Origin of the sequence: Amycolatopsis albidoflavus (assembly GCF_039525725.1) — a bacterium.
GTDB lineage: Bacteria > Actinomycetota > Actinomycetes > Mycobacteriales > Pseudonocardiaceae > Amycolatopsis > Amycolatopsis albidoflava.
The window spans coordinates 82815-104510 of sequence record NZ_BAAAHV010000031.1 but is presented as its reverse complement, the minus strand read 5'-3'; the positions used below and the strand labels follow the sequence as shown (position 1 = coordinate 104510).

Sequence of the window (21696 nt, the reverse complement as noted above, 5' to 3'; positions counted from 1 at the left end):
CTCAGCAACCAGCTGAGGATCGGCACCACACCGGGATCAAGCGCCGAACCTGGCTCAGCACCAACCGGGATCAACCGCCGAACTTGGCTCAGCACCAAACCGGGATCGACCCCGAACCTCGATCAGGAGCAAACCGGAACCAGCACCGCATCAGCCTCAACGGCGAGCCGAGGCCAGGCCCGGCCCCGAGCCGCGATCAACCCCTGGCCAAACGAAACCCCTCAGCCGACCTCCTCGATCTCCACCCGGTCCGGATAAAACGCGACGTGCCCCTTGATCGAAGCCACCGCGTCATACGGAGCCTCGTAAACCCACACCGCGTTCTCGCCGTCCGGCACCGCGGCCAGGCTGTAGTACGACGCGTCCCCCTTGTACGGACAGTGCGTCTTGTGTTCCGTAGGCGACAGCATCGCCAAGTCGACATCTTCCAGCGGGATGTACTGCACCGGCGGATAGCTCGCCTCCCGCAGCACCTGCGCGCGGGTGGTGTCGGCGATGGTCTTCTCGCCTGCCTTGACCACCACCCGCGCGGGGTTGGGCTCAACGGTGATCGGGTGGTCCGGCCCAGGGATCAGCTTGTCGGGCATCGTTCTCCTCCTCCGCGCAACGGAAGCGGTGCGCACTCCCAACACTAGGCCGGACCACCGACAAAATCAGACGTCGGCGAGGTCAGACCCCGGCGACCTGCGAGATCCAGCTGCGGTACCGCGTGATGTTGGTATACGCGGTGCTGCTCTGCCGGTCACTGGTCGACGCGACGCCGACCTGTCGTCCGGACGCGAACATCGGGCCGCCCGAGTCGCCGCCGGCGGTGATGCCGTCGCCGTAGGTCGCGCACACCGCGACGCCGCCCTCGTAGTCGCTGCACGAAGGCGTCGTCACGCGCACGTTGGCCACCTTCAGGTACCGCGACTGGCAGTTGATCTCCGAACCGCACCGGCTCGTCGCGCCCCAGCCGTAGACCTGCACGGTCTGCCCGGCGCGGACGTCGGTCGACGTGCCGAGCGGCGAGTACGTCGCGTTCACCGAGCTGGACAGCCGCACGATGGCCAGGTCAGCGGCTCCGGGGTAGCGCGTGATCGCGGCGCCGGTGGCCGTCGTGCCGCCGCTGCTCTGGTCGAGGCTGCCGATGCGGAAGGTGTACGTACCACCGGAAGCGACGCAATGCTTCGCGGTGAGGATGTACTGCGGGGCGATGATCGTGGCCGTGCAGTTCTGCTGCCCGTTCACGAACAGCCGCGCCGCCCACGGGGCGTTGGAGGCGTAGCCGCCGCCGATGATCGCGGGGCCAGGGCTAGGGGCAGCGGCGCCGGCCTGACCGGCGAATCCGGCTAGGCCAAGCGCGGTAGCGAGCACGAGGAAACAGGTGCGCAAACGCATGGTCTCTCGTTTCTGCGGCGTCGTCGCCGCGGTTCCGGTGGGGACGGGGCTTCGATCATCAGCGCCGCGCCCAGGAACCAGAACCGGCGAAAGTAGCCGGGGACCACCTGTTCTTCTGCCGACACCGCCGCTACGGACAGTTCCGCGTACTGTTCAGACTCGCGTCCGGCGCAGCCAGTACAGCCCGATCACCGGAAGCACCAGCGGGATGAACAGATACCCCTGCCCGTACACCGACCACACCGTGGCGTCCGGGAACGCCTGCCGGTCGAAAATGCTCAGGGTCCCGACCGTCAGCACGCCCAGCAGCTCGACCGTGCAAGCGGCCAGCGCGATCCGCCACCACGTACGGCCGCCGCGGGCGAGCGCGATCGTCGCCAGGATGTAGACCACCGCGGCGAAGGCCGACAGCACGTACGCCAGCGGCGCCTCGTGAAACTTCGTGCCGATCTGGACGCCCGCCCGCGACGTCGCGGCGAGCGCGAAGATGGCGTACACCGCGACCAGGATCCGGCCGGGACCGGTGGCCGTCTTACGCGCTTGCTCCACTCCACACCTCGTTCAGTCGCAGCACCATCACCGGAATGGCCAGGCAGGCGATGCCGAGCACGACCGTGCTCGACCGGCTCTGCTCGGCCAGTGCCCACGCCGCGCCGACCGGCAGCACGACGAGGCAGCCGATCAGGTAGGCGAGGTAGGTCGCGAGGCTGCCCGGGTGGTGCCCGCCGACGAGCAGCACGATCCCGATCACGAGCTGGACGACCAGCAGCACCTCGATCACGCCGAGCGCGACGAGCAGCGGGGTGTCCGGCAGCTTCTTGCGCGCCGCCTGGACGAAACTCCACAGCGCGACGAGCGCCGCGCATCCAGCGACCGCTATCGCGAACCCGACGATCACCCGTTCCTCCTTTTGCCCGCCGGGCTCAACGTACCCGCCCGGCTGACCGCCCCGGACGGGCGAGGGGCCGACGGCGTGGCCGGGGCCACGTTCACCGGAACGGGTTCCTGGCATTCCGTCAATTCCCGAATGCCACGGAAATCCCGCTCGACCGGGCGACGGGGAATCACGCTCGGTTCGCCAGTGCCGGTTTTATCCTCGCCCCGCTCGGGTCGGCCGAACGCTGAATTGGCGGATTGGCGCGGCGGCGAAGCTGTGCGGGAATGGTTTCCGTCGCCGGAGCACCGGAGAAGCGCATACGCGGAAGGGTCCACTTTTATGAACGTCCGGCACGAGGCATTCTGCCTCGCCGATCCGTGGTTCTTCGACCGCCGACGGGAAATATCCGCCGACGACCTGGCAGCGGCCCCGCCGAGTCCATTGTGGACAATAGAGGAGACCGAGCACTGGCGCTACCTCCGCCCGCCGGGAGCCGGATTGCCGGAACAGGGCTGGGCGGTCGAGATTTCCGCCGCTCCCGGCAATGCCGACCGAGTACTGGACCGTGTCCGCGAGTACTGCCGGACGCGCCGGCTGCACCATCGGCACCTGCGTTCCCGGTCGATTTTCCTTGATCGCAATGCCGAATATCCGACAACCGGCGGAACCGGCGCTCTCGCGACTATTTATCCGCCAGACAATAACACCCTCGACCGGATCCTCGACGATCTTTCCGAACTCCTCACCGGCGAACCGGGGCCGGATATCGACGGCGCGCTTCGCTGCGGAGAATGCCCGATTCACGTGCATTACGCCGGATTCACGCCACTGTGGACCGAGTACGGCGGGGCCCGCGTGCCCGCGCTGCGCAGGCCGAGCAGCGCGCTCGAACCGGAGCATCAGGGCCCGGGCTTCTCCGTGCCCGGCTGGGTCCGGATTCCCGACTGCGTGGCGGAGTACACCGACGCGCCGGAGCCGCCGCACCCCGTCGTCGAAGTACTCCGTCAAGCCCACGGAACCGCCGTCTACCTGGCCGAACGCGGCGGCGAGCAGGTGCTCGTCGAGGAGGCTTGGCCCTACACCGGACTGGACGGCAACGGCGTCGACGCGGTCGCCCGGCTGGAGCGCAAGTACGACCTCTTCCAGCGGCTCGCCGGAATCCCCGGCATCCCGAAGGCCCACGCGTACCTCACCGGACAGCGCCACTACCTGGTGCGGGAGTACCGGCCCGGCGTTTCGCTGGACGCCTGGCTCACCCGGCATTACCCGCTCACCCGCCGCGACTGCCCGGAAAGCGACCTGGCCGCCTACCGCAAACAGGCGCTGGCCGTGCTGGCGCAAGTGGACCGCATTGTCGCCGAAGCCGGCGAACGCGGCGTCGTCCTCGAAAACCCGCACAACATCCTGGTCGACAGCACCGGCACGGTGTCGCTGACCGGCTTCGACCGCGACGAGACGCCTCTGCGGCTGCGCCTGTTCCTGCCGCTGGCCCCGCTCTATCACCTGGTGCCGGAACGCCTCCGCTGGGCCGCCGAGCTCACCGAACGCCGATTCTCGCTGCCCGCCGGATACGCCGACAGCATCGCGCCGCACACCGAGCCCGCGCACACCGAACTCGACGAACCGCGTCCGGATTGGACCTTGGTGCGCAAGCAGATCTCCGAAGCCCTGCTCGCGTGCGCGACCCCGAACCGCCTGGATCGCCTGTTCCCCGGCGACATCGAGCAGTTCCGCGTCGGCGGCGCCACCTTCGGCACCGGCGCGGCGGGCGTCCTGCACTCGCTGCACGTCGCGGGCGTCGGCCGCTTCCCCGAACACGAGCAGTGGGTCCTCGACGCGGTCGAAGGAGAACAGCCCAGCCGCGCGGGTTTCTACGACGGCAGCCACGGAATCGCTTACGTGCTGGAGGAATTCGGCTACCGGAAGGCCGCGGGCACTCTGCTCGCCGCCTCGCGCGCGCTGGTAGACCAAACCGTCGGCCACGACCTGGCGAGCGGACTGGCGGGCATCGGCCTGACCCGGCTGCACTTCGCCGCGACCCGCGGCGACAACGAATTCGGCAGGCAGGCGCTGAACATCGGCATCCGGCTGGCCGAGGCGCTGGACACCGCGGAACCTCCGGGCGCGACAGCACAGGCCGGGTTGCTGTACGGCTGGTCCGGCCCGGCGCTGCTGTTCCTCCGGCTCTACGAGCGCACTGGCGAACCCGCTTGGCTCTCGTTCGCCGACCAGGCGCTCGAACGCGATCTGGAGGAATGCGTCCCCGCGCTCGACGGCTCGCTGCCGGTCCGCGACGGCAACCGGGGCTCACGACGCGGTGCGGGAATCGGCAGCGCCGGCATCCTGATCGTCACCGAGCAGCTGGCGCGGTACCGCCTCGACGCGAAGGCAGCGCGCAGCCTGCCCGCGCTGCGCGTCGCGTGCCGCGGGGAATTCGCGCTCCATCCCGGACTGCTGAACGGCCGCTGCGGCCTCGCCGCCGGGCTGGCGTTCAGCAGCACCCCGGACCGGCGCACCCAGGACGCGATCGACCGCCACCTGACACGGCTTTCGTGGTACGCGGTCCCGTTCCGCGGCGGCCTTGCCTTCCCCGGCACTCACCTGCTACGACTGTCCGCCGACGTCGCCACCGGCGGCGCCGGAGTCCTGCGCACCCTCTCCGCGCTTCAGGACGGCACCGAACTGCTCCCGTTCCTCGGGCCGACTCCGCGGATCCCGCATTAGTCCACAATGGACCGCGGTTGTCGACAAGTCACTTAGTCGGCAGTTCCACCACGCGGAACCCTGACTGAGTGTCCGGACACTTTTTGAATCACTCATTCAGCCCAGCCCGTTGGTCCGATATCCGCAGCCGGGGCCAGGGCCTCGGAAAACGCCGGGGGAACTCGGCACTACCGTCGGTAACCGCTGTCAAGACGGCGTTCGGCTGCTCGTTCAGCGGAACCACGGGGCCCCCGTTCGTGATAGAAACCGGGGCTGTTCCGTTCGGTGGGCCTACGAAGGGTGTATCCGAGATTTCCGTGACGAGGACCACTCGCACCCACTGGCGTGTCCGCTTCCCCGGCCGTGTCCGCACTCTCGCCGAGGGTGACCCAGGAGTTCGTGAATCATCGTGGAGACCAAGGACGATCCCGGCAAGGCGTACGACAAGTCGATCCGGAAGAGGCTGACCCGGACGGTCCTGATCCCGAGCATCACCCTGCTCGTGCTGTGGGCGGTGCTGGCGACGGCCTTCTTCATCAACGGCTTGTACGTGCGGCTCGTCGCGGGCTCGGTGCGTGACGTTTCGATCCCCGCGCTCACCGCGCTGTCGTCGCTGCAGCAAGAACGTCAGTTCGCCCTGCAATACCTCGACAGCCCCAGTTCCGGTCCGCAGCAGCTGCAGCAACAGGAGCAGGACAGCGACGGCAAGCTGAAGGGCCTGCAGGAAGCCTTCGCCGCCACCATTTCCAGCGCGCCGGACGAGATCGCCAGCAAGGTCACCGCGCTGAAGGCGCAGCTCGACCAGCTGCCGGTGCTGCGCTCGCAGGTCAACTTCCGCAGCATCAACCGCGCACAGGTCAACGCCTACTACAACGGCGTCCTCGACTCCGCGGCGACGCTGTTCGACACGCAGGCGCGCATCGTCCCCGACGCGACCGCGGTGCAGGGCGCGATCTCGGCGACCTCGCTGTTCCGGGCGGGCGACCTGATGTCGCGCGAGACGTCGCTGGTTTCGGCGGCGTTCTCCGGCAGCAACTTCGCGCCGGACGACTTCGTCCAGTTCTCCCAGCTGGTCGGCTACTACCGCACCCAGCTGGCGCAGATCTCGCCGTTCCTCGAACCGGCGGTGCGCCAGCATTACCAGCAGCTTTCGGCGAGCGACGCGTGGAAACGGCTCAACGCGGCCGAGGACTCGCTGATCAAGCACGGTCCGTGGACCAGCAGCGACCAGAGCACCGTTCCGGTGTCGGCGGGCGATTGGCACGCGCTGACCGCGCAGGTCGCGCAAGGTCTGAACCAGCTCACCATCGAACAGGCGGACCAGGTTTCCGCCGCCGCGATCGACTCCGGAAACGCGCAGCTGCGCAACGCCATCATCGGCAGCATCGTGGCTCTGCTCGCTTCGCTGGCCGCGATCATCGTCGCGGTGCGGGTGTCGCGCTCGCTCGTCGACCGGACCCTGATGACGCGCCTGGAGCGGCTGCGCAACGACTCGCTCGACCTGGCGCGCAACCGGCTGCCGAACATCGTCGGCAGGCTCAAGAGCGGCGACCCGGTGGACATCGAGGCGGAGCTGCCGAAGCTGGACCACGGCCGCGACGAGATCGGCCAGGTGGCCGAAGCGTTCAACACCGCGCAGCTCACCGCGGTCAACGCGGCGGCGAGCGAGGCGAAGGCGCGAAGCGGTGTGCACAACGTGTTCCTCGGCATCGCGCACCGCAACCAGGTCCTGGTGCACCGGCAGCTGCAGATCCTGGACGAAATGGAAAGCCGCGAAGAGAACTCGACTCAGCTGGCGTCGCTGTTCCAGCTCGACCACCTCGCCGCCCGCGCCCGGCGGACCACGGAGAACCTGATCATCCTCGGCGGCAAGCAGCCCGGACGGCGCTGGCGCAAACCGGTTTCGCTGATGGAGGTGCTGCGCGCGGCCGTCTCGGAAACCGAGCAGTACTCCCGGGTGCAGGTCGAACAGGTGCCGGACGTCGCCATCGTCGGCACCGCGGTCGCGGACACCATTCACCTCGTCGCCGAGCTGGTCGACAACGCGACGTCGTTCTCCCCGCCCGGTTCGCAGGTCGAGGTGACCAGCCGGATGGTCGCGCGCGGCGTCGTCGTCGACGTGTCCGACCAGGGGCTGGGCATGAAGGAAGGCGTGCGCGAGTGGGCGAACGCGATGATGGCTGACGCGCCCGAATTCGACGCGATGGCCCTGCGCGCGGACTCCAGCCTCGGCCTGTTCGTGGTCGCGCGGCTGGCTTCCCGGCTCGGCATCACCGTCACCTTCGACCCGTCGCGCTACGGCGGCACCCGGGCGACCGTGCTGATCCCGTCGAACCACCTGGCCGACGCGAACGCGCCCGAACCCGCCGACGAGGCCCCGGCGCTCGCTCAGGTCGGCGCGCCCGCGCAGGAAAGCGCACACCGGCCGGCCCCGGAGACGCCTCAGCCGACGCCGGCCCCGCGTCCGTACCCGGCCCGTCCGCTGCCCACGCCGGCCCCGCGCACTCCGGAGCCGTATCCCCCGTCCGCGGGCCAGATCCCGGACGTCCCGGCCGCGCCGCGCGCGTCCGCCGAACCGGACCTCAGCGGACTGCGGGGCGACGACCGGCCCCGGCTCCCGCGCCGGCAGCCGCAGCAGAACCTCGTCGCCCAGCTGCACGACGACCCGGACGCCGCCACCGAAGCGGACGTCACCAACGCCGGCGAGACCACCGCGCGGACGCTGATGGCGTTCCACAAGGGCACCCGCCGGGCGCGAGGCGGGCAAAATGACTCATAACGACCGAACACCTCACGACACCGAAAGTCAGGGTCTGTCCGCATGAACGAGTACGGGAACTCCACCCCTGATCTCAATTGGCTGCTCGACGACGTCGTCAACCGCGTCGTCGGCGCGCAGAACGCCATCGTGCTGTCCGCCGACGGCCTGCTGCTCGGCAAGTCGTCCGGGATGAGCAAGGACGACTCGGACCAGCTCTCGGCCATCGCGTCGAGCCTGCAGAGCCTCGCCAAAGGGGTGAGCAGGCAGTTCCACCGCGGTCCGGTGCTGCAGAACATGATCGAGATGGAGCGCGGGTACCTCTTCGTCTCGGCCGCCGGGCAGGGCGCATGCCTCGCCGTGCTCGCCGGCGCGGACATCGACGTCGAAATGATCGCCTACGAGATGAACCGGCTCGTCAAGCGCGTCGGCGACTACCTGGCCTCGGCGCCGCGCGAGGCCGCGAACCTGCTGCGGGAGGCAACGTGACCGAGGACGGCTGGTACGACGAGGCCGCCGGACCGCTGGTCCGGCCGTACACGATCACCAGCGGACGGACCCCGTCCGAACATCAGCTCGACCTCTCCACCCAGGTGATGACCCTGCAGCAGGGATCGGACCCGGTCGGGCTCGGCCCGGAGCACCTGGCGATCACGCAGCTGTGCCGCAGACCCTTGTCGGTGGCCGAGATCGCGGTGTACGTGAAGCTGCCGCTCGGCGTCGTGCGCGTGCTGTGCGGGGACCTGATCGACCGCGGCCTCGTCATCACCCGCGCCCCGTCCCGTCAGCCGGCCCAGGCGCCGGACCACGAAACTCTCCAGGCGGTTCTCGATGGCCTCATCAAGCTCTGAAGACGCCGCGGCGTCGGTGCCGACCCCGGTCAAGATCATCGTCGCGGGCGGCTTCGGCGCCGGGAAGACCACCATGGTCGCCTCGGTCAGCGAAATCCCGCCGCTGTCCACCGAGGAGGTGCTGACCGAGGCGAGCACCGGGGTCGACGACCTGTCCGGGGTGGAGCAGAAGAAGACCACCACGGTCGCGCTCGACTTCGGCCGGATCACCATCTCGCCGCGGCACGTGCTCTACCTGTTCGGCACCCCGGGCCAGGAACGGTTCTGGTTCATGTGGGACGACCTGGCCCGCGGCGCGATCGGCACCGTCGTGCTGGTCGACACGCGCCGGCTCGAGACCAGCTTCGCGGCGGTCGATTTCTTCGAGCGGCGGAAGATCCCGTTCGTCGTGGCGGTGAACTGCTTCGACAACGCGCCGCGCTACACCCCCGACGAGATCCGCGAGGCGCTCGTGGTGCCCGACGGCGTGCCGATCGTGATGTGCGACGCGCGGCAGCGGGATTCGAGCAAGATCGCGCTGATCCGGCTGGTGAAGCACGCGATGACGGTGGTTCCGCAGCCCGCCTGAGCCGGGTTTCCAGACCAGCGAGGGGGTTCCCGGCGCGGGGAGCCCCCTCGTTCGCTTTCCGCTGTCCTCAGTGGAGTTTCAGTGGACCGGGGCCATCCGGAGATTGAAGTGCCGCAGGATCTTCGGCGCTTCGACGATCCGGTAGCCCGGCACCTGATCCGGGTTTTTCGCGATGTCGCCGAGGATCTCGGCCACGTAGTCGTAGTGGCCCTGGGTGTACACCCGCCGCGGCAGCGCCATCCGGACCAGCTCGAACGGGGCCGGAGTGATCAGCTCGTTCTGCTCGTCGAGCGTGCCGAGGTAGAGCGAACCCAGCTCCACGCAACGGATTCCGCCCGCCAGGTACAGCTCACACGCCAGCGAGTGCCCCGGGAACCGGGACGCGGACAGATGCGGCAGCAGGCGGCCGGCGTTGAGGTAAAGCGCGTGGATACCCGGCGGCTGCACGATGTCCACACCGGCTTCGTTGGCCTGCCTCGCGAGCCGGGCCGCTTCGCCCGCGCGCGCGGCGAGGTAGTGCGGGTCGACGACTTCCTGCAGGCCCTTCGCGACGCGGTCGAGGTCATGCGCCGCGAGGCCGCCGTAGGTGCGGAAGCCTTCGGTGGCGATGAGGTTGGTTTCGCAGCGCTGCGCCAGTTCCGGGTCGGTCAGGCCGATGAACGCGCCCATCGGCGAGATGCCGTCCTTCTTCAGGCTCGCGACACAGCCGTCGACCAGGCTGAACGCCTCGCGCGCGACCTCGCGCGGCGTCTTGTCCGCGTAGCCCGCCTCGCGCTGGATGACCAGCCACGCGTTCTCCGCGAACCGTGCGGCGTCAAGGAAAACCGGCACGCCGTGCGCCCGCGCGAGCTTCGCCGCCGCGGCCAGGTTGGCCATCGAGACCGGCTGTCCGCCGCCGCCGTTGTTGGTGATGGTGAGCAGCACCTGGCCGACGCGGGCGCCGTCCGGGCCGCTGAGCAGGCGTTCCAGGGCGTCGAGGTCGATGTTGCCCTTGAACGGTTCGAGGCTGTCGAGATCGCCGAACTCCGCGCAGGGCAAGTCGATCGCCTCAGCGCCGAGCAGCTCGACGTTCGCGCGGGTGGTGTCGAAGTGCGTGTTGCTGACCGAGATCCGGCCGCTCTCCAGGACGCTGGAGAACAGCACGCGCTCGGCCGCACGGCCCTGGTGCACCGGCAGGAGGTGCGGGTATCCGGTGAGGTCGCTCAGCGCGTCGCGGAAGCGGTAGAACGAATCCGACCCGGCGTACGAGCGGTCCGCGGCAGCCGCGGCGGCCTCCTGCGCGGTCGAGACCGCGCCGGTGCCGGAGTCGGTGAGCAGGTCGATGCTGACCTTGTTCGCGGGCAGGTTGAAGGCGTTGTAGCCCGCCGCGGCGAGCGCCTGCTCCCGTTCGGCACGCGTGGTGACCGGGATTTCGGCGACGACTTGGGCGCGGTACGGCGGGAAGGTCCGCATCAGAGTATTTCCTCCAGTTGTGGGTGACAGCCGAAAAACTGCCGCGTCAGGTAATCCGGCCGAGCACCGGGCGCTTTCTCGGCGGCGCTACCGCATAGGCTTCGGAGGACAGGTAGACCGTGATTCCGGAACCGAACTCGCCCATTCGCAACGACACGTGCGCGATCAGTCCGACGCCGTCGCGCAGTGGCCGTTCCGAAACCGCTGCCAGCGCTTTGTCCAGTTGTGTCGGATCGAAGTCGTACTGCGCGAGAATGGCGTGAACCCGGGCGCGAGCGATCTCGTCGTCCGGCACGTAGCTGCGAATAGGCAGGTAAAGACTGTAGTTTCCCGGAGTGCCTCCCATACCCTCGACAAAGGAATAGCTGGAAACCAGCGGACGGCCTTCGAAGGGGCCTTTTCCGCCGCCGAGCACGGCGAGGAATTCCCGGATCAGCATCGGGTCCGCGCCGGGCACCAGCTCCGCCGCGCGCACCGCGTCCTCGGCCTCGGCGGCGCCGTGCGAGACGTACACCTTGACCCGCGACAACGGGTCGTCGTCGAGGTCGAGCGCGAAGAAGGTGAAGTTGTCGCTCTCGCCGCGGCGCAGCGCGTGCTCGACGACCGGGTCGAACGCCTCGCCGAGATTCAGCCGCCGGAATCCCTCGCTGACCAGGGAATCCGCCATGGTCGGGCCGCTGATCTGCGGGTTCAGGTACACCTTGATTTTCGGCGCGGAGCCGTTGCGGAAGATCAGCGAGTACCACAGCGTGAACGGCCCGCGGCGCTCGTCGTGCGGGAGGAAGAGGTCCGCCACCGCGTCGAGCCGGTCGGTGACCAGGCCGTACTCGCCGGCCACCTGAGCGAGGAACGCGCGCGGGTCCGGAGCCCCGACGCTCTCGCCGAGAACCCTTACCACACATTCGCCATTGGCGTCGAATGCGACCGAGAATTCAACAGGCGTGGTGTCGTCCGCCACATTGCACGGGAACTGCGCCGGAGCGTCTACAGTCAATTCACCGGACTCGCCGAGCAACAACCGGAGAAGATCCAGGTGACGGCGTTCTTCGGGATCGAATCCCACTGCCTGGCACAACCGGTCGAGTTGACCGCCGGCGTGGGTGTACATCGACAACTCGACCATCGGCACACTCGCTCCGACCATGGCGCTGTATTCACCGTTTCATTCGTGCGTTCGGCCCCGCGAAGCATCCGCTGTTCGGCGGAGCGGGCGTTCACGGACCGCCGAGAAGATTAATCCCCGGAATGCTGATCACGATACCTCTGACGGAGCGACAACACCGTACGGAAACCGTGTCTGAGTGTGCTGATCAACACCGGAATTCACCTGAATTCCGCATCGACAGGACCGGATCCGCAAGCTACCCGGGCCCGCCATGTGGCCTAGCCCACTGCGATACGCGGCCGGTTTCCCGTGCACCCGATGCGGCGGCTCGGCGCCGAAAATTGTCGGTGGTGGATGAGACGCTCGTCTCATGACACAGATCCCGAAGCATCTGGCCAAAGTGGCCGAGAGCGACCGCCCGCCGATCCCCCGCGTCGCCGACGAACGCGAGACCCTGCTCGCTTACCTGGAGTGGCACCGCGAAACCCTCGCGCTGAAGTGCGCCGGGCTAAGCCAGGAAGCCGCGTCGGCGCGCGCGGTGCCACCGTCCACAATGTCGCTGCACGGCCTGGTCCGGCACCTGGCCGGCGTCGAACGATGGTGGTTCCGCATCCAGTTCGCCAGCGAGGACGTCCCGCTGCTGCACTACTCGGACGACGACCCAGACCAGGACTTCGACCGCCTGGACGGCGATTTCGGCGAGGCACTGGCGTTGTGGCACGCGGAGTGCGACCGGAGCCGGGAGATCGTGGCGGCGGCGTCTTCTTTGGACGCGCAGGGGGTTGGGAAGACCACCGGAGAGCCGTTCTCGCTGCGGTGGATGCTGCTGTCGATGATCGCGGAGTACGCGCGCCACAACGGACACGCGGACCTGCTGAGGGAGGTGACAGACGGGGCGACGGGGCGGTGAGGTGAGTGGCGCTCGAGTCCTGTTAGGAGGTGATGCAGGGAGGCCACGGGGTGCTCTCTGGCGATCGGCAGCCGTCCGCCGCCGCGCTCGCGACGACGGGTTCTCTTGAACGCGTGCTGACAGGTTGCCGCGCGGCAGCCAACGGCAGCGTCTCGTGAACGCCCTGCCGACACGTCGCCGCGCAGTAACCAACGACAGCGTCTCCTGACGCCCTGCCGACACCTTGCCGCGCAGCAGCCAACGGCAGCGTCGCCTGAACGCGCTGCCGACAGGTTGCCACGCAGCAGCCAACGGCACCGTCTCGTGAACGGCCTGCCCACGCGTCGCCGCGCAGCAGCCAACGGGAGCGTCTCCGCAGCTGGTCAGCCAAGCTCGTGCCCGATGAGGTCGACGCCACTCGTGCCGCCGGTGACGCTCCGCCTCAAGCCGCCCGGCGTGCGATGCTGGGCGGCATGATCGCCGATCCTGACTCCGGCCTGCTCTCACCGGTGCGCGCCGGAACCCCGGCCGAAGCGGTGACTGGTGACCGGGCGTTCGCGGACGCCCTGCTGGCAGCGGAGGCCGCCCTCGCGCGGGCGCAGGCGCGGCTTGGCACGGTGCCGTCCGAGGCGGGCGAGCGGATCAGCGCTGCCGCACGGTTGTTGGGCGAGGGCGAGCTCGACGTCGTCCAGCTGGCGCGCGACGCGCGTGCGACCGGAAACCCGGTGGTCAGCCTGGTGCGCACGCTGTCCGCCAAGGTGCCGGACGTCGCCGACTACGTGCATCGCGGTTCCACCAGCCAGGACATCGTCGACACGGCGATGATGCTCGTCGCGCGCAACGCCCTCCGGCTGATCAGCGCGGACCTGACGGCGATCGCGGACGCCCTCGCCGCGTTGGCGCGCGCCCATCGCGACACGGTCATGCCCGGGCGAACCCTCACCGCGCACGCCGTCCCGACGACTTTCGGGCTTAAAGCGGCGATCTGGCGCCAAGGCGTCCAGGAGGCCGCCCGCCGGATCGCCGAGTTGCGGCTGCCGGTGTCGCTCGGTGGCGCAGCGGGAACGTTGGCGGCGTACGTCCAGTACGGCGACGGCACCGACGACTACGCGGAACGGCTCGTCGCTGCCTTCGCCGAGGAAACCGGTTTGACCGCACCGATTCTGCCGTGGCACGCGGATCGCACGCCGGTGGCCGAGCTGGCTTCCGCGTCGGCCGGCGTGACGACGGCGTTGGGCAAGATCGCTGTCGACGTCCAGGTCCTGGCTCGCACCGAGATCGGCGAGGTGACCGAGGCGACCGGCGGCGGGTCGTCGGCGATGCCGCACAAGCAAAACCCGGTGCGGTCGGCGTTGATCCGGTCGGCGGCGCTGCAGGTGCCGGTGCTGGCGGCGGGAGTCACGCAGTCCGGGTTGGCCGAAGACGAACGCTCGGCTGGCGTCTGGCAGGCCGAGTGGCAGTTGCTGCGCGAATGCCTGCGCCTCACCGGCGGTGCCACTCACACCGCCGTGGATTTGGTGCGGGGATTGGACATTCACGCGGACCGTATGCTGGATAATCTCGCGCTCACCAACGGGCTGATCGTCTCGGAACGACTGTCGGCAGCTCTGGCCCCGCTCATGGGCAAAGCGCGCGCGAAAGACTTGCTGGGCACGGCTTCCCGACGCGCGATCGAGGAAAACCGTCCACTGTCAGAGATCCTGGCTGACACACCTGAGATTACGGCTGTCGTCGACACCGAAACGTTGGCCGGCCTCCTGGACCCGGCGCAGTACGTCGGCGCAGCGGGACGAATGGTGGACCGGGCACTGGAAAACCCCGCGGAATAAGCACGAACGGGATCGCCACCGGAGGAAATTCCGCCCCGGCAAGCGATCCCGCTGCGCGGTTATTCCATTGTGGACTAGTGGGCCAAGCCATGCCCGCCCGGTTCGGGACGGCGCGGCTGGGCGGCCGTGTCGACCTCGGCGGGTTCCTCGTCCTCGGGAAGCAGCACCCCGTGGCGTGCCGGGAGAACCGCGGTCAGCAGACCGAGAACCGCGATGCCGAGGTGCAGCCAGTTGTCCGCGTCGGCGAGGTTGAGCGGGTTGCCGAGGCCGGACACCGGGTTGACGGTGATCGTCCCGGCGAGCATCAGGCCCCAGACGAACAGCGCGCCGTAGCCGATGAAGAGCAGCCAGCCGAACGTCCGGGCGCGGCCGGAGCCCAAGGCCAGCAGCAGGCCGATCACGCCGGTCACCACGTGGACGACGTTGTTCAGCGGATTGGCGGAAAACCGCCACAAAGTGACACCGTGTCCAGTGAAATCGCCGAACCCGGACTTCACGAGCCCGATGATGCCGTAGGCGAGAAACAGGACCCCGAGCAGAATGGCCAGCACCTGGGCGGGCTGCACCCCTTCCACCCGGACGCGGGCTCGATGCGCACGAACCATGACTCCAGTCCTTCCGTACCGAAGGTGACGGTGGGCCAACCCTGAAGGGATCCCCCGCCCCAACCGGCCCGAAACCCGAATTCGGCCGCCCCCAACCCGCCCACTGGGCAAAATCAGCGACACCGGGTGGGCTGCCGGGACTGATGGGACTGCTGAGCCGATCGGAGACCCGAGTGAGGTACCAGCCGGACCGGCTTCGCGGCCTCGGCGGCGAAGAAGCAGGAGAGAAGAAGCTGAAGGATTGGCGCGGCGGTTCCTCCAACCGCGGAAACCGGCGCGTCCGGCGGAACCGCGCGGTATTCCGACGTGCGGGGCGATCGGCAGGATTCGCACGGCGCTCAGAACCAGCCCCCAGCACAACCCCGCCGCACCCAGACCAACCAGCCACCGACACCGCCGCTGCCCTCAAACCAGCCCCGCCCGCACCGCCGCCGCACTCACCGCAGTGCGGCGACCGGCAGGAGCCACGCCGCCCCCAGACCAACCCAACCGCAAGGCCGCACGCCGCACCCAGACCAGTTCGGCCACCGACACCCCGCCGCACCCACACGAGGTCAGCCGCCAGCACCACACTCACGCCAGCCCAGCCGCCAGCACCCCCGCCGCGCCCAGACCAGAACAGCCGCCACCCTCAAACCAGCCCAGCCACCAACACAACCCCGCCCTCAAACCAGCGCAGCGACCAGCAACGCGAAAGCACCGATGATCACCGCGACCCGCACGTAGTGGTAGCGGTCCCAGCGGTTCATCTGCTCTTTCCAGTCCGCGGGCCGGTTCTCCGGAGTCCACGTCTTGCCCTGGTTGTTGATCGGGACCAGCAGCAGAATCGACATCACCACACTCACGATCAGCAGCCCGGCCCCGATCACGACCAGCCCGGTGCCTGGGCGATCCCACGCCACGATCGCCCAGATCGCGCTCAGGACAAGCGATCCGATGTACCAGAACGGCATGATCGCGCCGAGCATCCGGCCGCCGTGGGCGCGGCCTAGCTGATTGCTGTCGTCGGGGAGCGCGTTGAAGATCGGGTTGATGACGAAGGCGACGGAGAACTCCACCCCCACCATCACGCCGACGATCACGACGGTGCAGACCTCGAGTGCGCTGAGCATGATGACCTTCCTAAGATCTAGCAGTGCTAGCCGATCAGTCGATGCTAGTACTACTGCCGCTCGGTTGTCTAGCAGTGCTAGACTCCGACCATGTCAGTACACGAACGCAAGCAGCGCGAACAAGCGGAACGCGAGCGCCTCATCGTGGCGACCGCCCGGGAGCTCGCCGAGCAGCAGGGCTGGGACGCCGTCACCACCCGCAGGCTCGCCGAGCGCATTGAGTACAGCCAGCCCGTCCTCTACAGCCACTTCCGCGGCAAGCGCGAGATCATCGGCGCGGTCGCGCTCGACGGGGCCGCCGAACTGGCCGCGGCGGCGCGGGCCGCTGCCAGCGCCGAAAGCGACCCGCGCGCCCGGGTCACCGCGCTCGCCCTCGCGTACCTCGACTTCGCCGAGCAGCACCCGGCGGTCTACGACGCCATCTTCCAACTCGACGGCGGCCTCGCGTTCGCGCAGGAAGACACTCCGGAACCGCTGAAGGACGCGTTCGCCGCGCTGCTCGAAACTCTCGGCGAGGTCGCCGGCGAAGGCGTCGAACCGGGTCTGTTCACCGAATTGTTCTGGGCGTCCCTGCACGGAATCGCGACCCTGACCCGCGCGGGACGGCTGCCGAGGGAGTTCGCCGAGCAGCGGGTCGACCTGCTCGTGGAACGGCTCGCCGTGGTCTGAACCATCCCTGCTTGCCCGCAGCCCACCCGAGCGTCACGCGTACTGGCCGGTACCGAGACCCATCCCACAAACCGGCCCCATTCGGCGAACCCTGATCAAGCGATCGGGGAAGTCGGGGCATGCGCAGGGCGAACTCGTTCCTTTTGGCCGGCTTGTTTCTCGGTGCGGTCATCGCGTTTCTGGTCACCGAAGCCGGGCCGTACCGGCAGGTGGTCACCGCCGCCGAGTCGGCGGACGGGTCCGGCGTCATCTCCGCGACCACCGACTCCAGCACACCCGGTCCCGTCCCGAAAGCGAGCACCGGCAGCGCCGCGCCGCAGCAGGGCCCCGACCTCAAGACCGAACTCGCCGCGCTCGTCCCCCAGGGGCACGTCAGCGTGGTCGTCTACGACCGCACCAACGGCACGACCCCGGTTTCCCTCGACGCGCATCGGCACTACACCTCCGCGTCCCTCGTGAAGCTCATGATCGCCCTCGACGCGCTCGATCGCGGCACCAATCCGGGCACCGTGCAGGAAATGCTGTCCCGCAGCGACGACGACACCGCCAACCGGCTGTGGGTCGCGGGCGGCGCGACGAGCATCGTCCGGGAAGCGGTGAGCGAGATGGGCCTCGCCGAAACCAAGCCGCCGGAAAACCCCGGACGCTGGGGCGACACGGAAATCACCGCCGCCGACCTCACGCGCGTCTACCGCTACCTGATGGACCGCGCGCCGGCCCAGCAGCGCGAGACGATTCTGCGGGCGCTGCGCAACGCGACCGAGAACGGAGCCGACGGATTCCGGCAGTACTTCGGCATCCCGGACGCGCTCGGCGACGCTCACTGGGCCGTCAAACAAGGCTGGTCCTGCTGCAATCCCGGGCGCATCCTGCACACCTCAGGCCTCGTCAAGGACAACCGGTACCTCATCACGGTCCTCACCGAGAATCCCCGCTCGGTCGGCTACGACACTGCGGAAGCTCAGGTCACCGAGGTGGTCAAGCACCTTCCGGGATCCGCTGAGCGTCACTGCTCCACCGCGGTCAGCCCGCCCCGCGCGCCTGTGCTCGGCAGCGGCCACGGCTTCACGCCGCCGGTCACGTCGGCCCGCGGCCCCGGCGCCGACGGTCCCGGGATCCGCTGCCCGATCCACGTCAGCACGTCCGGCAGCTGCGCCTTGAACGTGTTCATGTTGTGCCCCGCGTCCGGAATCCGCCACGACGTGAACTGCACCGGCGCCTGCGCGGCCGCGCGCATCTGGTCGACCGCGCGGCTTTCGTTCTGTTCCTTCTCCCCGGAGATCGCGAGGAGTTCCAGCGGGGCCGGGTGCAGCCGGACGTTGATCTTGACGTTGTTCGCGTCCTCGATGTCCTTGCGGCCGCGGAAAAGATTCTCGGTCTCACCGTCCACTTGCGCCTTTTCGTACCCGCTCACGCTCGCCGCCTGCGCGTACCACTGCGGATGCCGCGTCACGAGGTTCAGCGCGCAATAGCCGCCGGACGACCAGCCCGCGATCGTCCACGCCCGCCGGTCCGGGTTGACGCCGAGGCGCTGGATCGCCCATTCCCGGACGTCCGCGGACAGGTAAGTGTCATTGGGGCTTCCGTTGACCTCGTCGACGCATTCGGTGTCGTGGCCGATCTTCGGCGTTCCGGTCGGGTCCGGGATCAGCACGATCACCGGCGGCAGCAGATGCTTCGCGATCGCCGCGTCAAGCTGCTCGGGCAAGTGGTACCCGATCGGGGCGGTGGTGACCTCCGGGCCGGACGGGTAGTTCGGGATCCAGGTGATCGCCGGGAACCGCATCGACTTGTACGGGTGCTGGAAGTATTGCGGCGGAAGGTAAACCGTCACGTCGCGGGTGAGGCCGGTGCGCCGTCCGGTCACCGTCACGTGCGCGATGGTCCCCTTGCCGACCCGCGCGTGCGCCACCCCGAGGTCCCGCGCGCGGCCGAGATCGACGCCGTTGTCGCCGCCCTCGACGTCGATGCCCTCGGCGGCGAACGCGCCGGTTCCGAGCAGCGAGCCGAGCGTCGGGAAGAATCCGCCGATCATATTGCCGGTCAAGCCAAGCGTGACGATTACGAGACACAGCGCGACAAGAACGGTGGCACTGCGGCCGATTTGCTTGCGCTTGCGCCATTTGTCCCAAAACCACGGGACCGAGATGACCGCGAGGAGCGCGAGCACGCCGATCACCGCGAGCATGACGGGCGAATCCAACCTGATTGCGCTCAGGTGCACGGGTACCTCCAGGACCGATCGCGCGCCCGGAAGGCGGGACCCGCTGCTTTAGATACGTTTGAGGGGCCATTCTCGTTGTGATCACGTGACGTCGATCACGCCCAGAATGGCCCCGGCAAACTCAGCGGAACCTCAGGATTGCCCGTTAGTCCCTGATTAGTTGCCGAATGCGCCACGCAACACGGTGATCGCCTGTGTGATCGCCGCTTCCGCCGCGTGCGTTTCACGAAGCGCGTTCACCATCACGAAGTCGTGGATCACGCCCTGGTACCGCACCGCCGTCACCGGCACGCCCGCCGTACGCAGCTTCGCGGCGTACGCCTCGCCTTCGTCGCGAAGAACGTCGGCCTCGCCGGTGATCACGAGCGCCGGCGGCAGTCCGGCGAGCTGCTCCACAGTGGCGCGAAGCGGCGAAGCGGTGATCTCGGCGCGCTGCGCCTCATCGGTCGTGTACTGGTCCCAGAACCACTTCATGCCTTCGCGGCTGAGGAAGTAGCCCTCAGCGAACTTCGCGTACGACTCGGTGTCGAAGGAAGCGTCGGTGACCGGGTAGAACAGCACCTGCTGAAGGAACTTCACGTCCCCGCGCTCCTTCGCCATGAGCGTCAGCGCGGCGGTCATGTTTCCGCCGACCGAGTCGCCCGCGATCGCGATTCGCGTGGTGTCGAGCCCCTTCTCCGCGCCGTTCTGGACAACCCACTTCACGGCGGCGTAGTTCTCTTCGATCGCGACGGGGTAACGAACCTCCGGCGAACGGCTGTATTCCGGGAAAACAACGGCCGCGCCGGTTCCGGCGGCGAGCTCGCGGACCAGCCGCTCGTGGGTGTGGAAATCGCCGAAGACCCAGCCGGCGCCGTGGATGTAGACCAGCACCGGCAGCGGCCCGGTGACGCCCTGCGGCTTCACGATCCGGACCTCGACGTCACCGTTCGGTCCACCTGGGACGGTCAGCGTCTCGATGTCGGCGGGCGCGAGTTCGACGTCGCCGTCCTGCACGCCGTCGACCGCCTTGCGGCCTTCGGCGGGCGGGAGCTGGAAGAGGTACGGCGGCTGGTCGGTGGCCTCGGCGAACGCCAGGGCGGCCGGCTCGAGGGCGAGGTTCTGCGGGTTCGCGGTCATGACTTCCTCCGATAGCTGCGTCGTGCGGACTGCACAGAACATAACTCCACAACTTAGTTGTGCACAACTAGATGACACACAATGAGATCTAGAGCACTTGAGTTGCCCTTCCCGATCAGCCGAGAGAGGATGGAGAGCTGGGAAGAAGAAACCCGAGGGAGGCCACCGATGACCAGCCCAGACACCGGAGAAACCGGTTCGCTGCTGCTTGACGACCAGCTGTGCTTCGGCCTGTACTCGGCTTCCCGGGCAGTCACCGCGCTCTACCGCGCGCTGCTCGAACCGCTCGACCTGACCTACCCGCAGTACCTGGTGATGCTCGCGCTGTGGCAGCAGGACGAGCAGCAGGTCAAGGAACTCGGCGCCGCACTGAGCCTCGACTCCGGCACCCTGTCGCCGCTGCTGAAGCGGCTGGAGAAGGCCGGGCTGATCAAGCGCGAACGCCAATCCGACGACGAGCGCTCGGTCCGCATCCGGCTGACCGAAGAGGGAACCGCGTTGCGCACCAAGGCGGAACGGATCCCGCCGCACGTCGGAGCGGCGATGAACCTGGACAAAGCCGAACTCGGCCGGATGCGCGCCGTGATGGACGAGCTGACGGCTTCGGTCAACGCCTACCGGGAGTCCTACCGGCCGAGCTGACCCCGGCGCCATGGTTAGCATGAGCGCCAGGGCGAGCGTGAGGACGGCGATGAGCACACAGGACGAAGCACTGCGCGCGGTGGAAGCCAGTCTGGACCGGCCGTCGGCGGCCCGCGTCTACGACTACTTCATCGGCGGCACCACCAACTACGCGATCGACCGGATCTTCGCCGAGAAGGTGCGCGAACGGCTGCCGCTGATGGGCGAGTATTGCCGCACCAGCAGGCAGTTCCTCGGCCGCGCGGTGCGCCAGAGCGTGCGCGAGGGCATCCGGCAGTTCGTCGACATCGGCTCCGGCCTTCCCACCGCGGGCAACGTGCACGAGGTTGCCGACGACGAACGCCCGGACCACGACACTTCCGTGCTGTACCTGGACAACGAGCCGGTGGCGCTCGCGCATTCGCAGGTGCTGCTCGCCGACACCGCGGACGAGGACCGGCACCAGGCGATGGCCGCCGATCTCCTGCAGCCGGCCGAATTGTGGGACCGGGTCGCGGATTCGCACGTGATCGACGTCCGGAAGCCGGTGGCGCTGATCGTCAACGCGGTGCTGCACTTCATCAAGGACGACCAGGACCCGGACGGCATCCTCGAGTTCTACCGCAAGCAGCTCGCGCCGGGCTCGTTGCTCATCCTTTCCCAGATGACCAACGAAAACCCGGTGGACGACAACGAACGCCAGGCGCTCGTCGACATCATCAAGTACTACGAGTCGACCACCAACCCGGGCATCCTGCGCACGAAGGCGGAGTTCGAACGGTTCTTCGGCGGCTGGCCGCTGCTCGAACCGGGCCTGGTGTACGCGCCGGCGTGGCATCCGGACGGCGACACGGTGTTCGCGAAGGCGCCGTCGGAGTCGCGCGTGATCGGCGGCGTGGCCCGCAAACCGCAGGCCTGACCGGGGTTTTCCCAC

At 68.5% G+C, this 21696-nt stretch carries 21 protein-coding genes; 10 read left to right on the top strand and 11 right to left on the bottom strand.

All coding sequences use genetic code 11. The features are described 5' to 3' along the window. Positions 1-221: 221 nt before the first annotated feature. From ABD156_RS44950 to ABD156_RS44935, 4 genes are all read right to left on the bottom strand, one after another. Complete coding sequence (locus ABD156_RS44950; RefSeq protein WP_344287843.1) at positions 222-587, bottom strand: DUF427 domain-containing protein; 366 nt, start codon at positions 585-587, stop codon at positions 222-224. 82 nt (positions 588-669) lie between these two features. Continuing rightward, positions 670-1380 carry a S1 family peptidase gene (locus ABD156_RS44945; RefSeq protein WP_344287841.1) on the bottom strand — a complete coding sequence of 237 codons (711 nt, stop codon included), beginning with the start codon at positions 1378-1380 and terminating at the stop codon, positions 670-672. Positions 1381-1533: 153 nt separating this feature from the next. After that, the gene (locus ABD156_RS44940) at positions 1534-1890 is read right to left on the bottom strand and encodes a hypothetical protein (RefSeq protein WP_344288297.1); all 357 of its coding nucleotides are present in this window, start codon (positions 1888-1890) and stop codon (positions 1534-1536) included. Between the two features lie 22 nt (positions 1891-1912). After that, positions 1913-2278 (bottom strand): hypothetical protein, encoded by a 366-nt coding sequence (locus ABD156_RS44935; RefSeq protein WP_344287839.1) that lies wholly within the window; start codon positions 2276-2278, stop codon positions 1913-1915. Between the two features lie 318 nt (positions 2279-2596). Here ABD156_RS44935 and ABD156_RS44930 point away from each other — a divergent pair, with 318 nt between their 5' ends. The 5 genes from ABD156_RS44930 to ABD156_RS44910 all read left to right on the top strand — a co-directional run bounded on the left by ABD156_RS44930 (position 2597) and on the right by ABD156_RS44910 (position 9137). Further along, entirely contained in the window at positions 2597-4981 is a 2385-nt protein-coding gene (locus tag ABD156_RS44930; protein ID WP_344287837.1) for a class III lanthionine synthetase LanKC N-terminal domain-containing protein, read from the top strand. Positions 4982-5369: 388 nt separating this feature from the next. Further along, positions 5370-7739 (top strand): sensor histidine kinase, encoded by a 2370-nt coding sequence (locus tag ABD156_RS44925; protein WP_344287834.1) that lies wholly within the window; start codon positions 5370-5372, stop codon positions 7737-7739. Positions 7740-7781: 42 nt separating this feature from the next. Beyond that, a complete protein-coding gene (locus tag ABD156_RS44920) occupies positions 7782-8207 on the top strand; it encodes a roadblock/LC7 domain-containing protein (protein ID WP_116199532.1) in 426 nt (141 codons plus the stop codon). After that, positions 8204-8569 (top strand): DUF742 domain-containing protein, encoded by a 366-nt coding sequence (locus ABD156_RS44915; protein WP_344287831.1) that lies wholly within the window; start codon positions 8204-8206, stop codon positions 8567-8569. The genes ABD156_RS44920 and ABD156_RS44915 overlap by 4 nt, the downstream gene beginning before the upstream one ends. Next, a complete protein-coding gene (locus ABD156_RS44910) occupies positions 8550-9137 on the top strand; it encodes a GTP-binding protein (protein ID WP_067583957.1) in 588 nt (195 codons plus the stop codon). The genes ABD156_RS44915 and ABD156_RS44910 overlap by 20 nt, the downstream gene beginning before the upstream one ends. A gap of 78 nt (positions 9138-9215) precedes the next feature. Here the strand turns inward: ABD156_RS44910 and ABD156_RS44905 are convergent, their stop codons facing one another. Both ABD156_RS44905 and ABD156_RS44900 read right to left on the bottom strand, forming a co-directional pair. Further along, positions 9216-10589: a tryptophanase gene (locus tag ABD156_RS44905; protein ID WP_344287828.1), complete on the bottom strand. Its 1374-nt coding sequence runs from the start codon at positions 10587-10589 to the stop codon at positions 9216-9218. A 46-nt stretch (positions 10590-10635) separates the two neighbouring features. Further along, on the bottom strand, positions 10636-11733 hold the full coding sequence (locus ABD156_RS44900; protein ID WP_344287826.1) for a tryptophan dimethylallyltransferase: 1098 nt from the start codon (positions 11731-11733) through the stop codon (positions 10636-10638). Between the two features lie 331 nt (positions 11734-12064). On the opposite strand from ABD156_RS44900, the gene ABD156_RS44895 reads away from it, so the two are divergent. Further along, positions 12065-12604 (top strand): DinB family protein, encoded by a 540-nt coding sequence (locus ABD156_RS44895; RefSeq protein WP_344287824.1) that lies wholly within the window; start codon positions 12065-12067, stop codon positions 12602-12604. 452 nt (positions 12605-13056) lie between these two features. Then, positions 13057-14412, top strand: a complete 1356-nt coding sequence (pcaB, locus tag ABD156_RS44890; RefSeq protein WP_344287823.1) for a 3-carboxy-cis,cis-muconate cycloisomerase — start codon at positions 13057-13059, stop codon at positions 14410-14412. Positions 14413-14486: 74 nt separating this feature from the next. Here the strand turns inward: pcaB and ABD156_RS44885 are convergent, their stop codons facing one another. Beyond that, positions 14487-15017, bottom strand: coding sequence for a DUF4383 domain-containing protein (locus ABD156_RS44885; protein WP_344287822.1), 531 nt, complete (start codon positions 15015-15017; stop codon positions 14487-14489). A 665-nt stretch (positions 15018-15682) separates the two neighbouring features. Next, entirely contained in the window at positions 15683-16129 is a 447-nt protein-coding gene (locus tag ABD156_RS44880; RefSeq protein WP_344287820.1) for an anthrone oxygenase family protein, read from the bottom strand. Between the two features lie 90 nt (positions 16130-16219). On the opposite strand from ABD156_RS44880, the gene ABD156_RS44875 reads away from it, so the two are divergent. Then, positions 16220-16798 (top strand): TetR/AcrR family transcriptional regulator, encoded by a 579-nt coding sequence (locus ABD156_RS44875; protein WP_344287818.1) that lies wholly within the window; start codon positions 16220-16222, stop codon positions 16796-16798. 95 nt (positions 16799-16893) lie between these two features. Here ABD156_RS44875 and ABD156_RS44870 read toward each other — a convergent pair whose 3' ends face one another. The 3 genes from ABD156_RS44870 to ABD156_RS44860 form a co-directional block, all read right to left on the bottom strand. Further along, positions 16894-17622 (bottom strand): hypothetical protein, encoded by a 729-nt coding sequence (locus tag ABD156_RS44870; RefSeq protein ID WP_344287816.1) that lies wholly within the window; start codon positions 17620-17622, stop codon positions 16894-16896. 182 nt (positions 17623-17804) lie between these two features. Next, positions 17805-19022 (bottom strand): alpha/beta hydrolase, encoded by a 1218-nt coding sequence (locus tag ABD156_RS44865; RefSeq protein WP_344287814.1) that lies wholly within the window; start codon positions 19020-19022, stop codon positions 17805-17807. Positions 19023-19178: 156 nt separating this feature from the next. Further along, positions 19179-20141, bottom strand: a complete 963-nt coding sequence (locus tag ABD156_RS44860; RefSeq protein WP_344287812.1) for an alpha/beta hydrolase — start codon at positions 20139-20141, stop codon at positions 19179-19181. Between the two features lie 168 nt (positions 20142-20309). On the opposite strand from ABD156_RS44860, the gene ABD156_RS44855 reads away from it, so the two are divergent. Both ABD156_RS44855 and ABD156_RS44850 read left to right on the top strand, forming a co-directional pair. Continuing rightward, positions 20310-20783, top strand: a complete 474-nt coding sequence (locus ABD156_RS44855) for a MarR family winged helix-turn-helix transcriptional regulator (protein ID WP_344287809.1) — start codon at positions 20310-20312, stop codon at positions 20781-20783. A gap of 49 nt (positions 20784-20832) precedes the next feature. Further along, complete coding sequence (locus ABD156_RS44850) at positions 20833-21681, top strand: SAM-dependent methyltransferase (RefSeq protein WP_344287807.1); 849 nt, start codon at positions 20833-20835, stop codon at positions 21679-21681. Positions 21682-21696: the final 15 nt, after the last annotated feature.